The organism is Paenibacillus sp. LS1, assembly GCF_026013365.1.
Taxonomy (GTDB): domain Bacteria; phylum Bacillota; class Bacilli; order Paenibacillales; family Paenibacillaceae; genus Paenibacillus.
In genome coordinates, this window is record NZ_JAPDOE010000007.1 from 73,907 (window position 1) to 86,270 (window position 12,364).

A 12,364-nucleotide genomic window follows, 5' to 3' on the forward strand; every position below is an offset into this window, starting at 1 on the left:
GAATAGGAGTGCCTTAACCATATGAAAATTACCGGAGACCAGATGCTGGTCAAAAAAATAAATAAGTCGATCGTGCTGGATACGATCCGGCGGCATGCCCCTCTTTCCCGCGCACGCGTGTCTGAACTAACAGGACTTAACAAAGCAACGGTTTCCAACCTTGTAGCCGATCTGATTAACGATGAACTCTTGGAGGAGATTGGCCCTGGAGAATCTAGTGGCGGACGCAAACCACTTATGTTACTGTTTCGAGGGACATCCGGATATGCTGTTGGATTAGAACTTAGTGTGACCCACTTGAAGGGTGTGCTTACGGATCTGGAAGGTCACGTCATCACAGAGTATGCAGTAATCTTGGAACATCATGATGTGTCCTCTGTACTGGAGCAATTGAAACTGGCGGCAAAGCAACTCATTGAAGCAGCTCCTCCTTCCCCTCATGGTGTCATCGGCATTGGCATCGGAGTGCCCGGCATGGTTGATGAGGCAGGAACGGTTCTGTTTGCACCCAACCTGGGGTGGGAGAAGGTAGCTCTGCGCTCCATGCTTGAAGAAGAATTTGAACTACCTGTAACCATCGATAATGAAGCCAATGCTGGCGCCCATGGAGAGTTGAATTTTGGAGCAGGTATCGGTGTTCGCCATATGATCTATATCAGTGCAGGCATGGGAATTGGTTCAGGCATCATGGTGGATGGTGAATTATACAAAGGAGCATGGGGCTATGCTGGAGAAACAGGCCACATGTCCATTGAAGCCGAAGGTCTGCCCTGCTCCTGCGGTAATCGTGGATGCTGGGAGTTATATGCATCGGAAAAAGCCTACGAGCATCCGGATCATCAGCTAAAATTACCTGCTCATACCACACGGGAGCTTATTCATTATGCGGAGCAAGGCGACGAGACTGTTCAGGCATTATACGACACGATTGGGCGCAAACTGGGCATTGGCATTACCAACATCGTGAACAGTTTTAACCCGGAACGTATTATCATTGGTGGCCCACTATCTGAAGCAGGTCCCTGGATTGAAACGGCGTTAAAACAGGTTGTTGAGGAACGTACATTACCCTATCACCGCCGCAGTTTGCAGATTGAGTGGGCAGCTCTGGGCAGCCGTTCCACCCGCGTTGGTGCCGCTTACTCTGCGATTTCCCAGTTTCTAGGAAGAATAAGAGTTTCCGTCTAATAACAGATGAAAATTGACATCATTTCGCCCCATTTCCTCCCTTTTTGTTAAAGAAATCCAGATGTATAATGGGGTTATGTGATTTTTGTCATGGCTATGTGAATGCAGCTGTGTTAATTCCGATAATGAAACGGAGTGAAAAAAGCGTGACCTACGTGGATACTTCAGATATCTCGGCGCAAATGTTTGTCACCGTACTCCTGTTCCTGATTGTGCTTGCGCCCCTGTTCAGCCTTGGCATACTCCGATTGTTTCAGAGCAAAAAGAAGGCTGGTTTCATGTACATGCTGTCAGGATTGCTGGTGTATGTTGTATTTCAGACTTTTATGAGCATTTTTTTCTAAATCATATTCTGCGTTGTGCACAAAAAACCGTACCCTTCCGGGTACGGTTCTTTCTATATCCTAACGGCTCGCGAAAACCGGAATTGCATATGAATCGAATCTCTCTTTCATCACATGATGATCCAGATGATCAGCCTGAATTAAGCGTCCAATGCTTTAGCGAATTGGGTTTTGTTCATACCCAGAATGCGGTGTTCACCAATAACAGTCAAAGGCACGGCACGTACACCCATGTCCCATACTTGTTGTGCGAATTCGTCGCTAGTTTCAATGTTGCGCTCTTCATAAGCGATGCCTTTGTCAGCCAGGAAACTTTTTACGGATTTGCAGTTCGGGCAATTCGTTGATGTGTATACAATTACGTTTTCCATGTTTAATTCACCTCGTATGGTTTTATATTAATCTATAGTTTGTTTGAAATCAGCTCATTCTATTACAGAACAACTGCGCTGTGCTCCAAGCTTTCAATGTATTTCTCTGTGTCCATCGCAGCCATACATCCGCTACCCGCAGCTGTGATCGCTTGTTTGTAACGTGTATCCTGAACGTCACCACATGCGAATACGCCTGGGATGTTTGTCTCGGATGTACCCGGTGTAGTCAGGATATAACCGTGTTCGTCCGTTGTAACTTGACCGCCGAGGAAGCCAGTGTTCGGTGTGTGACCGATGGCTACGAATACGCCGCTCGCCGGAATCACTTCTTCTTCACCTGTTTCGTTGTTCAATACTTTCAGACCTGTCACGCCGTTGTCGCCAGCAAGTACTTCGAGTGGTGTACGGTTCAAAGCCATCTCTACTTTTTCGTTGCTACGTGCACGATCCTGCATGATTTTGGAGCCACGCAGTTCTTCACGACGGTGTACCAGGGTTACTTTGGAACCGAAACGGGACAGGAAGCTTGCTTCCTCAAGGGCAGAGTCGCCACCGCCGATGACGATGATCTCTTTGTTACGGAAGAAGAATCCATCACATGTTGCACATGTGCTGACACCGCGGCCCACATTCGTTTCTTCCCCAGGAATACCCAGGTATTTAGCAGATGCTCCTGTAGACAGGATCAATGTTTCGGATACGAGTTCACCCATACCTTCAACTTGAATCTTGAATGGACGCTCGCTCATGTCGATGTTGTTCACCCAGCCTGTACGGAATTCAGCACCGAAGCGCTCAGCTTGTTTACGCATGTTATCCATCAGTTCAGGACCCATAATGCCATCAGGGAAACCTGGGAAATTCTCTACTTCAGTCGTTGTTGTCAATTGACCACCAGGTTGTGGACCTTCAATAACGAGCGGATTCAAGTTGGCACGTGCCAGATAGATTGCTGCTGTTAGCCCTGCAGGGCCTGTTCCAATAATAATTGATTTATACATGTATAGTTCCTCCCCCGGGTTCTACAAAAAGGTCTGGCCCTCCGGCATCAAAAGCTTATGCTTTTGCATACACTAGAACGAAAAGCCTACATCATGTCCACAAGACCTGCCTGTGTAATGACAATTGCCCTATGCAGAAACGGAATTCTAATTTATAATCATTCTAATCTGTTGTTCATTATGATCTCTTTTATGTACGGTGTCAATGCTCGGCAGCGATTATGAAGAAGTCTTCATCAGGAGGGAAAATGGAAGCATGAACGATGCACTCATTGGCAGTTTTATATCAGCCATGTCTACCGGCCTAGGGGCCGTACCGATTCTATTTATGCGCAAAATATCGCACCGTCTGCGTGATATCTTGCTGGCATACGCCGCAGGTATTATGACCTCGGCCTCGGTGTATAATCTCATTCCCGAAGCGCTCGGCCAATCGAACCTCTTTGTACTCGCATTTGGTATTATGCTTGGTAGCCTGGTGCTACTGGTGCTGGAGATGAAGATTCCACACGTCGATCTGGAGAATCCCGAGAAAATGCCTTTTAAAATTGAAGCCAAAGCCTTCATGATTATTGCAGCCATCACCATGCATAACTTGCCAGAAGGGTTATCGGTTGGAGTCAGCTATGCAAGCTCGGATGAGAACCTGGGCAATCTCATTGCCTTCTCCATCGGATTGCAGAATGCACCGGAAGGATTCCTGGTGGCCCTCTTTCTTGTGAATCAGAACATTGGCCGCTTCAAAGCGCTGGGTATTGCCACCTTGACCGGAGCGGTAGAGATTATTACGGCTATGATTGGTTATACTTTAAGCAGTCTCGTATCCGGTCTTGTCCCTTATGGACTGGCTTTTGCAGCCGGTGCGATGATGTTCATCGTCTATAAGGAACTCATTCCCGAGAGTCACGGTGACGGCAATGCACGTGTGGCGACCATCTCGTTTTTACTCGGACTCATCACGATGATCGGTCTGACCGAACTGTTTTAATTGAAGACTAAAGAACCCGAGCGAACAGTCCAAGACTGTCGACCGGGTTCTTTGTTTAGCCACAAATGAAGATTCCATGAAATTACTGGGAGTGCCTGTATGAGGCATTACTCCTTACATAATCAGGATTGAATAAATCGGATCAGTTCCGAATTGAATTTTTCCAATTCATCATAGAATGCGCCATGACCACTCTCTTCAAAAGTAATCAATTGAGACGAAGCAATGCCTTGGTGCATCTGCTCGGCGAATTCGAACGGACAGATCTCATCCTTTTTCCCGTGCAAAATAGCTGTCGGCACCTGAATCGAACTCAGTTCATCACGCAAGTCCTCATCCCGCAACGCAATTGCACTGCGAATGGTACCATAGGATGAAGCTTCCATGCCCAGTGCATGGAACCAATCCATGAATGGCTGGCTGTGTTCCTTCGCAAAGAACATGCCGCCAAACGTCTCCAGCAACTTCGGACGATCTGCGAAGATCGGCTCAATAATCTGCTCGTTCAGTTGCTCCGGAGTCAATCCATACGGATATCCTTCGCGCTGTGTGAACACAGGTGCTGCCGCAGATAACAAGGCCAGCTTGGATACACCATGTCCCTTATGACGAGCCATATAATGTACTGCAATTGCTCCACCCATGGAGAACCCTGCGAGTACAGCGTCTGTCAGCTCCAGATCATCAATAACGGCACGAACATCGTCTGCCATTCGATCATAATCATACCCGGTGGAAGGCTTATCCGATAAGCCATATCCTCTAAAATCTATCGCAATGGCACGAATGCCATGGTTAGGCAGAACATTCAGCTGATATTCAAACATTTTATAATTGACAGGCCAGCCGTGCAAAAAGACAACCGGGGTTCCTTCGCCAATATCTTCAACATATACTTTTACATTCGGTTCCACTTGTACATAACGTCCCATATTTCACAACTCCCTTATTATCAAATCGTCTCTTCGAATCATTACCCGCTGACCCAAGGTTCAAACGTGAGCCGTTCAACCAGCCGCATACTACCAGCGAAACCAATTAACCATTTTCCTCTCCAAATCTGATTACCGTAGCAGCCTAAGCCCATTCAGAATAACCAGAATTGTACTGCCTTCATGACCTACCACACCCAGAGGCAATGCGACGTCTTGGAGGAAGTTACCAGCAATTAAGGCCAGAATAACGGTGATGGCAAAAAACATATTCTGCTTCACCGTTCGCTGTGCTCGACGAGCCTGCCCAATCACCCAAGCGATCTCTTCAATGTTATCGTTCATCAGTACCGCATCGGCGACCTCCAGTGCAGTTCCGCTGCCGGACAATCCCATCCCCATACCCACAGTAGCTGCTGCAAGTGCTGGTGCATCATTGACACCATCCCCTACCATCAGCACAGGACCATACTGTTTGCGGAGTGCCTGTACCTGCTTCACCTTATCTCCAGGCAGCAAGTCTGCATAGACCATGCTTACTCCTGTTTCACGCGCAATCACAGAAGCTGATCTGACTTGATCTCCTGTTAACATCGCAACTTTAATACCCATGGCTTCAAGCTTTTTCACTGCAGCTACTGCCTGTGGCCGTACCGTATCCCGCATGGCAATCAGCCCGACGAATTCACCATCAGCCATAACAACGGAGACGGTTTTCCCCTCCCCCTCAAGACGGGAGCGTACATCGCCCCACTTAGAAGATACCTTCACATGGTTAGCACCATATTCATCTGGATCAACGTTGCTGCCCTTCATCTCCCCTAACTGCACCTCTCCCAATACATCTGTTTTGCCAATGCTCCAGACCACATTGTTCACAGTGCCTTCGATACCCCAGCCTGTTAGAGCCTGTACGTGCTCCGCTTCCTCAAGATTGATATTCTCCTTGTTCGCCTGATCTACGATGGCACGAGCCAATGGGTGCATGGAGAGGTTCTCAATGGCCGCTACCGCAGCTAACAGCTGGGCGCGATCTACATGTTCAGCCGTAATAATATCGGTGACTTGCGGGGTACCCATGGTCAATGTACCTGTCTTGTCAAAAGCCACAACCCGCGTGCGAGCCATATTCTCCATATGGGCACCTCCCTTGAAAAGAATGCCACGGCGGGCGCTACTGGACATCGCGGACAGCATAACAGGCATGATGGAAGACACCAATGCACAAGGCGAAGCAACAACTAGAAATACCATCGCTTTATAAAATGCCTCATTCCATGCCCAGCCAAGCAGTAGCGGAGTTCCTGCAATGACAAGTAAGGTCACCCCTACAACAATACGTGCGTAAATTCCTTCAAACCGCTCCATGAAACGCTGAGAATCCGGTACTTCCGCCTGCGCTTCTTCCACCATTTTAATGATCTTTCCGAACAGTGACCCTTCAGCCGATTTTGTGACCTCTACGTATAATGCGCCTTCCCCGTTTACCGTACCTGCATAGACTTCATCCCCCGCAACTTTGTCCACAGGCAGGGATTCTCCAGTGATGGACGACTGATTGATAAAAGAACTCCCTCGGTACACCACCCCATCCGCAGGAATCAGTTCTCCCGGTTTGACCAACAGGAGATCACCAGGTTGCAGATCATCAATAGCCACGAGCTTCATCTGTCCATCCTCAATACGCAGTGCATTCTCTGGCTTGAGCGCCAGTAAAGATGAAATATCTTTATGACTGCGCTCTGTCGCATAACTTTCCAATGCACCACTGAGTGCAAAAATAAAGATCAGCATCGCGCCTTCGTTCCAGTAGCCAATGGCTGCTGCCCCGAGGGATGCGGCAATCATCAGCAGGTTTACATCGAGATCACGGTCCTTCACCAGTGTCTCGATGCCCTCCTTCGCTTTGGTCCAACCGCCAACGACATAGGCCACAATGTAGAGCATGATGGATAGGGTACCAAAATACGGTGCAGTTCCCCAAGCAATCAGCATCAACAGCCCGCTGCCCAATGCAGATTGCATCTCTTTATTGTGCAACATGGCTCGAAAATCAGGCTTACGTCCCCGGTTTGGGTCTGGTGTTTGGGATGAGCGCTGTTCTGCTTGTTTCTGTCTGTGTAGTGGTTGATGTATCGCTTGCATATGAATCACGTTCCTTTCGAATGGTAGGTTTGCGGATGACGAGTCTGCTGAATTCCGCTCCCAAAAATGAAGTTGTATTGAGAATGAGAGCCATTGTTAATGCCCTAAAAATGACACATGCTGCTGCGGGAATCCCGCAGCAGCATGGTTTTGTGAATGATTTTGAAATAATCTCGAATGAGAATGATAATCATTTTTGCACTTATGCAATTGTTTTTACTTAATACAACTTTTAATTAGTATATGCCTGTGATCCACATTTGTAAATGGGCTTTTTTCGATGGTTACTCAGAAATGCTTGTTCAAAAAGACAAAAAGCCGCTGTCCCGAAGGACAACGGCTTTAACCATATATTGATATTCGTTTGACCTTTTTATGGCCTATCGCTTAAGAGATTGTTCGCACATCCACTCAATGCCATTTACGCGCCTACACTTGCTCCCTGACTTGCTTTGATCGCTTGCTCCAGATCATAAATAATGTCTTGAATGTTTTCCGTACCCACAGACAGACGAATCAATTCCGGATTAACCCCTGCGGCGGTTTGTTCATCTTCAGTCAACTGCGCGTGAGTTGTGCTTGCCGGGTGAATGATTAGTGACTTGGAGTCACCCACGTTTGCAAGGTGAGAGAACAGTTTGACACTTTCAATTAATTTGCGACCCGCGTCCGCACCACCTTTGATTCCAAAGGTCAGAATGGCGCCCTGTCCTCTTGGCAGATACTTCTGTGCAAGCTCGTAAGAACCATGGCTCGGCAGACCAGCATAACTTACCCACGACACATCCTCATGTTTCTCAAGGAATTCTGCAACAGCCAGAGCGTTGCTACTATGACGCTCTACGCGCAGATGCAATGTCTCCAGTCCTTGCAGCAGCAACCATGAGTTGAATGGAGAGATCGTTGCACCCAAGTCACGCAACAGCTGTACCCGAGCTTTGATAATATAAGCAATCGGTCCAACCGCTTCCGTATATACCACACCGTTATAACTGGAATCCGGCTCCGTCAATCCAGGGAACTTGCCACTTGCTTTCCAGTCAAATTTTCCGCTATCCACGATAACGCCACCAATGGATGTACCATGACCGCCAATAAATTTCGTCGCAGAGTGAACGACAATATCTGCTCCATGTTCGATGGGACGAAGCAGGTACGGACTCGGGAACGTATTATCCACAATCAAAGGAATTCCATGTTCATGGGCGATGGCTGCCACCGCTTCAATATCCAATACATTCCCCTTCGGATTACCGATCGTTTCGGCATACAATGCTTTCGTTTTCTCCGTAATCGCTGCCCGGAAATTCTCAGGATCACTGGAATCCACAAATTTCACGTCCAGACCCAGTTTCGGCAACGTAGTCGAGAACAGATTGTACGTACCCCCATACAAACTCGCCGAAGACACGATCTCATCCCCTGCACCAGCAATATTCAGAAGTGAAAACGTAATGGCTGCCTGACCGGAAGCTGTAGCGAGCGCCCCAGCTCCGCCTTCCAACGCAGCAATCCGTTGCTCAAACACATCGGTTGTTGGATTCATCAGACGGGTATAGATGTTGCCAAACTCTTTCAAACCAAACAGGTTAGCGGCATGCTCGGTGTCCTTGAATCCATAAGAAGTTGTCTGATACAAGGGCACAGCTCGTGCGTTGGTGGTTGGATCAATCTCCTGGCCTGCATGAATTGCCAATGTTTCAAATGAAAGCTCACGTTCGTTTGACATAAATCTGAATCCTCCCTTGATATATACGTTCTCTGAGTCCCTGATGTATTCGCATGGTGGCGTATGTTTTCCATATTCTCTCACAAGATGTCGCATTTGAAAAGAATTATTTCCGATTTCTCCGATAAGAAATATTTAATATGTAAATTATCGATTTCTCTACCAAAAAAACCTTTGCCCTCGCAAAGGTTTTTTCAGCTATTTTGGCTTCGATATGCAATACCTCATCCAAGCTTTTGTTAGACCCGAACTGCACTCCATACTTCACGCAAATGTTTGGCCGCAGGCACAGCTTCCTCCGCAGTTACACCTTCAAGTGAAATATCGATATGTGGCTTATACGTTTTTAGCAATTCAAAAAATAGCGGGTAATCCAGTATGCCTGCCCCAGGTACCGGATTGAACTTCTCTCCCTGTTCATCAAAGGCTACATCCTTGGCATGAATCACGATCATGCGTTGATACAGAGATTCCATCACCTCACGCAAGAAAGCCCCTTGATCTGCTGCATGTGGCTGTTTGATCAGATTACACGGGTCGAATAGCATTCCCAGATTGGATGAAGGAATCTCTTCAAACAACCGTGTCATATGTTCATGGGTATGAAGGGTGTGGGTAGATACAGGCTCAATCGCCGCATGAACGCCCCACTTCTCCGCTTCCTCAGCCAGTTCCTCAACTGTTTCTTTCAGCACGCTCCATGCCTTCTCTTCATATCCATCGGGATGTGTATCCTGATAGGTATCCAAGCCCCCGGTCTCCGTTGCCACCATGCTGCAACCAAAATCCCGGGCATAACGTAGATGCTCCTTAAATCGATTAATGTCTGCACGTCTGCTTACCGGATCAGGGTCTATCGGATTAATATAACAGCCCAGTACTGCAATCTTCACCCCGCGCTGTGCAAATTGATCTCCGATCTCATTCGCTAACCCTGGGCTCAGCTTGCCATTCGATGAGTCCACATCGGATAATGCTTTGGCCAGCGCCAGCTGTACGGAATTGAATCCGTTATCTGCAATCGTCTGCGCAAGCTGTGCTGTAGGCTGTTTGCCAAATGTATGTGCCAGAATACCAAGTTTCATCTCACTGCCTCCTTATGCTAATCCGATTATCAAGCGATTAACGTGCCATCCAGCCGCCATCGACATTTAGCACATGACCATTCAGATAATCCGAAGCGGCAGATGCCAGGAAGACAACGGGCCCTTTCAGATCTTCAGGAGTACCCCAACGTCCAGCAGGAATGCGGGCTGTAATATCCCGGTAACGATTCTCATCTGCACGAATCTGGGTTGTATTATCCGTTTCCATGTAACCAGGTGCGATACCGTTAATCTGAATACCCTTGCCTGCCCACTCATTAGCGAGAGCTTTGGTTAAACCAGCAACGCCATGTTTACTTGCCGTATAACCCGGCACATTGATCCCGCCTTGATAGGACAACATGGATGCAATATTAATGATTTTACCGCTTCCGCGTTCAATCATATGTCTGCCAGCCAATTGGCTTAGGAAAAATACAGTGTTCAGGTTCAGGCCGATCACATCGTGCCAGTCCTGCCCTGCATGATCAGCCGCAGGTGTGCGGCGAATGATTCCGGCATTGTTAACGAGAATGTCAATTCTGCCCTGGAAGGCAAGCGCCTGCTCGAACACAGCCGACAACTCATCTTCACGACTTAAATCCGCTTCAATCACATAGGCTTTGCGCCCAAGGGCTTCAATGGCACTTGCCGTTTCCGCAGGCTTGGAATAAGAGACCAGCACCACATCAGCGCCCGCTTCTGCCAGACCAATGGCCATCCCTTGTCCCAGTCCGCCCGATGTACCTGTAACTAGTGCAACTTGTCCGCTTAAATCAAATGGGTTCATGAATGATTCCTCCGCATGGTTTGATATGCAAACAATAGATCCGTCCGTTCTTTAATCCCATGAATTATGAATGAGGTTAACTTTGATAATCCACTGTGACACCGCTCTGCTCATATAAGGCAGCCGTCTCTTCATCCAGACGACTGTCACTGATAATGTAGTCCAGTTCCGAACACTGGGCAAAAGTCCGAAGTGCAAATTGTCCGAATTTATAATGATCCACAACGCCGTATACTTGCTGCGAGGCAGATATCATTGCTTTTTTCAAAGGAACCAGATCTCCCGTGTAGATTGATAGCCCAAATTCCGGATGAAGGGCTGTCGTGGATATAAAGGCTTTGTGAATGTTTAGACTGGATATAAAGGCAGCCGTATCATCGCCCACCAGCATATTCCGTACACGAGCCCCGCCAGGCACAACCAGTCGCACCTGCTCCTTCTTGGTTAGCTCCGCAATAATGAACAGATCATTAGTCACTACCGTGATGGGCTGATTGTCGAGACGTTTGGCCATCTCCAGCGTGGTGCTGCCACCATCGAGGGCAACGATATCTCCAGGTCGAATGTAAGCAAGGGCACGTTCAGCAATCTCCGTCTTCTCCGGATGATGCTTCTCTGTAACTCCACGACTATTCAAGATGCCATACTGGTCATTCTGAGCCAGCATAGCCCCACCATGGACACGTACGAGCAGTCCCATACTCTCCAACTTGTCGAGATCCTCTCGCACAGTCTTCCCCGTCACCTGCAACAGTTCACTTAGATCACTGACGGTTACTTCCTGGCGCTCCAGCAGAGCCTCCATAATTTTTTCATGTCTTTTCAATGGATTCATCATAATCAACTTCCTATACCACCTGAGTCAAATGAATAGGTTCTAGGGTCTACCCTGTCTATTCAAATTAACTCAGACATCTGTAATTTATTATTTCAGGTCTTTCATCGCTACGCCGTCCATATCTTCGAATGTCTGGTTCTCACCAGCCATCGCCCAACAGAAGGTGTAATTGCTTGTACCCACACCACTGTGAATGGACCAGCTTGGGGAAATAATCGCCTGGCGATCACGTACAACCAGATGGCGTGTTTCGTTTGGCTCACCCATCATATGGAATACAACACCGTCTTCAGGCAAGTTCCAGTACAAGTATACTTCGGAACGACGGTTATGGGTATGTGCAGGCATCGTGTTCCACATGTTACCCTTGTCGAGTTCGGTAATGCCCATCACCAGCTGACAGCTCTGGATTCCACCTTCTCCTTGGTGAATATATCGATAGATCGTACGCTCATTGGACGTTTCGATGCTGCCCAGATGATTCGGCTGAGCTTGTTCTTGTGTTGCTTTTACCGTTGGATAGGTATGGTGAGCCGGTGTGGATACAAAATAGAATTGGGCAGGTTGAGCCTTGTCACTGCTCGTGAACACGACTTCCTTCACACCTCTACCGATGTAGAGACATTCCTTTGCTCCAATCTCATAACCTTGTCCATCCGCTGTTACTGTTCCGTGTCCACCTACATTAATGATACCGATTTCACGACGCTCCAGGAAAAAGTTCGTTCCGATATCTTTCAGGTTCACCTCAAGGGTGATGTCCTTGCTCTCAGGTACAGCCGTTCCCACAATATAACGATCTACATGAGAATACACCGTTACCAATTCATCAGTTGTAAACAGTTGCTCCATCAAAAATTCCTCACGCAGGCGAGATGTATCATACGTTTTCACTTCATTGGGGTGTGCAGCATAGCGATTTTCCATTATTAATCCATTCCCTTCGTCAT

Annotated in this window: 13 protein-coding genes; 4 read left to right on the plus strand and 9 right to left on the minus strand. The window is 47.7% G+C overall.

Annotated features, from left to right (window positions below; all coding sequences use genetic code 11):
- Positions 1-21 precede the first annotated feature (21 nt).
- Complete coding sequence (locus OM416_RS22020; RefSeq protein ID WP_264933027.1) at positions 22-1,188, plus strand: ROK family transcriptional regulator; 1,167 nt, start codon at positions 22-24, stop codon at positions 1,186-1,188.
- 146 nt (positions 1,189-1,334) lie between these two features.
- The gene (locus OM416_RS22025; protein ID WP_017692236.1) at positions 1,335-1,532 is read left to right on the plus strand and encodes a hypothetical protein; all 198 of its coding nucleotides are present in this window, start codon (positions 1,335-1,337) and stop codon (positions 1,530-1,532) included.
- A 140-nt stretch (positions 1,533-1,672) separates the two neighbouring features.
- On the opposite strand, the gene OM416_RS22030 is transcribed toward OM416_RS22025, so the two are convergent.
- Both OM416_RS22030 and trxB read right to left on the minus strand, forming a co-directional pair.
- Entirely contained in the window at positions 1,673-1,903 is a 231-nt protein-coding gene (locus tag OM416_RS22030; protein ID WP_056693307.1) for a glutaredoxin family protein, read from the minus strand.
- A 62-nt stretch (positions 1,904-1,965) separates the two neighbouring features.
- Complete coding sequence (trxB, locus tag OM416_RS22035; protein WP_145152380.1) at positions 1,966-2,907, minus strand: thioredoxin-disulfide reductase; 942 nt, start codon at positions 2,905-2,907, stop codon at positions 1,966-1,968.
- Positions 2,908-3,163: 256 nt separating this feature from the next.
- On the opposite strand from trxB, the gene OM416_RS22040 reads away from it, so the two are divergent.
- On the plus strand, positions 3,164-3,895 hold the full coding sequence (locus tag OM416_RS22040; RefSeq protein WP_076319651.1) for a ZIP family metal transporter: 732 nt from the start codon (positions 3,164-3,166) through the stop codon (positions 3,893-3,895).
- 122 nt (positions 3,896-4,017) lie between these two features.
- Here OM416_RS22040 and OM416_RS22045 read toward each other — a convergent pair whose 3' ends face one another.
- Both OM416_RS22045 and OM416_RS22050 read right to left on the minus strand, forming a co-directional pair.
- A complete protein-coding gene (locus OM416_RS22045; RefSeq protein WP_264933036.1) occupies positions 4,018-4,827 on the minus strand; it encodes an alpha/beta fold hydrolase in 810 nt (269 codons plus the stop codon).
- Between the two features lie 132 nt (positions 4,828-4,959).
- Entirely contained in the window at positions 4,960-6,972 is a 2,013-nt protein-coding gene (locus tag OM416_RS22050) for a heavy metal translocating P-type ATPase (protein WP_264933038.1), read from the minus strand.
- A 35-nt stretch (positions 6,973-7,007) separates the two neighbouring features.
- Here OM416_RS22050 and OM416_RS22055 point away from each other — a divergent pair, with 35 nt between their 5' ends.
- On the plus strand, positions 7,008-7,196 hold the full coding sequence (locus OM416_RS22055) for a hypothetical protein (protein ID WP_264933040.1): 189 nt from the start codon (positions 7,008-7,010) through the stop codon (positions 7,194-7,196).
- 197 nt (positions 7,197-7,393) lie between these two features.
- On the opposite strand, the gene OM416_RS22060 is transcribed toward OM416_RS22055, so the two are convergent.
- The 5 genes from OM416_RS22060 to kduI form a co-directional block, all read right to left on the minus strand.
- Complete coding sequence (locus tag OM416_RS22060; protein WP_036606925.1) at positions 7,394-8,701, minus strand: homocysteine synthase; 1,308 nt, start codon at positions 8,699-8,701, stop codon at positions 7,394-7,396.
- A gap of 239 nt (positions 8,702-8,940) precedes the next feature.
- Entirely contained in the window at positions 8,941-9,786 is an 846-nt protein-coding gene (locus OM416_RS22065) for a sugar phosphate isomerase/epimerase family protein (protein ID WP_264933043.1), read from the minus strand.
- 37 nt (positions 9,787-9,823) lie between these two features.
- Positions 9,824-10,576, minus strand: coding sequence for a 2-dehydro-3-deoxy-D-gluconate 5-dehydrogenase KduD (gene kduD / locus OM416_RS22070; RefSeq protein WP_062836432.1), 753 nt, complete (start codon positions 10,574-10,576; stop codon positions 9,824-9,826).
- A gap of 76 nt (positions 10,577-10,652) precedes the next feature.
- On the minus strand, positions 10,653-11,411 hold the full coding sequence (locus tag OM416_RS22075; RefSeq protein WP_169481506.1) for a DeoR/GlpR family DNA-binding transcription regulator: 759 nt from the start codon (positions 11,409-11,411) through the stop codon (positions 10,653-10,655).
- 90 nt (positions 11,412-11,501) lie between these two features.
- Positions 11,502-12,341 carry a 5-dehydro-4-deoxy-D-glucuronate isomerase gene (kduI, locus tag OM416_RS22080; protein WP_264933061.1) on the minus strand — a complete coding sequence of 280 codons (840 nt, stop codon included), beginning with the start codon at positions 12,339-12,341 and terminating at the stop codon, positions 11,502-11,504.
- Between the last annotated feature and the right edge of the window lie 23 nt (positions 12,342-12,364).

What these genes read in the sequence shown, in the direction of transcription:
- OM416_RS22050 (WP_264933038.1), bottom strand. Translation starts at nt 6,972, where the DNA reads ATGCAAGCGATACATCAACCACTACACAGACAGAAACAAGCAGAACAG.
- OM416_RS22065 (WP_264933043.1), bottom strand. Translation starts at nt 9,786, where the DNA reads ATGAAACTTGGTATTCTGGCACATACATTTGGCAAACAGCCTACAGCA.
- OM416_RS22055 (WP_264933040.1), top strand. Translation starts at nt 7,008, where the DNA reads ATGACGAGTCTGCTGAATTCCGCTCCCAAAAATGAAGTTGTATTGAGA.
- OM416_RS22020 (WP_264933027.1), top strand. Translation starts at nt 22, where the DNA reads ATGAAAATTACCGGAGACCAGATGCTGGTCAAAAAAATAAATAAGTCG.
- kduD (WP_062836432.1), bottom strand. Translation starts at nt 10,576, where the DNA reads ATGAACCCATTTGATTTAAGCGGACAAGTTGCACTAGTTACAGGTACA.
- OM416_RS22040 (WP_076319651.1), top strand. Translation starts at nt 3,164, where the DNA reads ATGAACGATGCACTCATTGGCAGTTTTATATCAGCCATGTCTACCGGC.
- OM416_RS22030 (WP_056693307.1), bottom strand. Translation starts at nt 1,903, where the DNA reads ATGGAAAACGTAATTGTATACACATCAACGAATTGCCCGAACTGCAAA.
- OM416_RS22045 (WP_264933036.1), bottom strand. Translation starts at nt 4,827, where the DNA reads ATGGGACGTTATGTACAAGTGGAACCGAATGTAAAAGTATATGTTGAA.
- OM416_RS22075 (WP_169481506.1), bottom strand. Translation starts at nt 11,411, where the DNA reads ATGAATCCATTGAAAAGACATGAAAAAATTATGGAGGCTCTGCTGGAG.
- trxB (WP_145152380.1), bottom strand. Translation starts at nt 2,907, where the DNA reads ATGTATAAATCAATTATTATTGGAACAGGCCCTGCAGGGCTAACAGCA.
- OM416_RS22060 (WP_036606925.1), bottom strand. Translation starts at nt 8,701, where the DNA reads ATGTCAAACGAACGTGAGCTTTCATTTGAAACATTGGCAATTCATGCA.
- kduI (WP_264933061.1), bottom strand. Translation starts at nt 12,341, where the DNA reads ATGGAAAATCGCTATGCTGCACACCCCAATGAAGTGAAAACGTATGAT.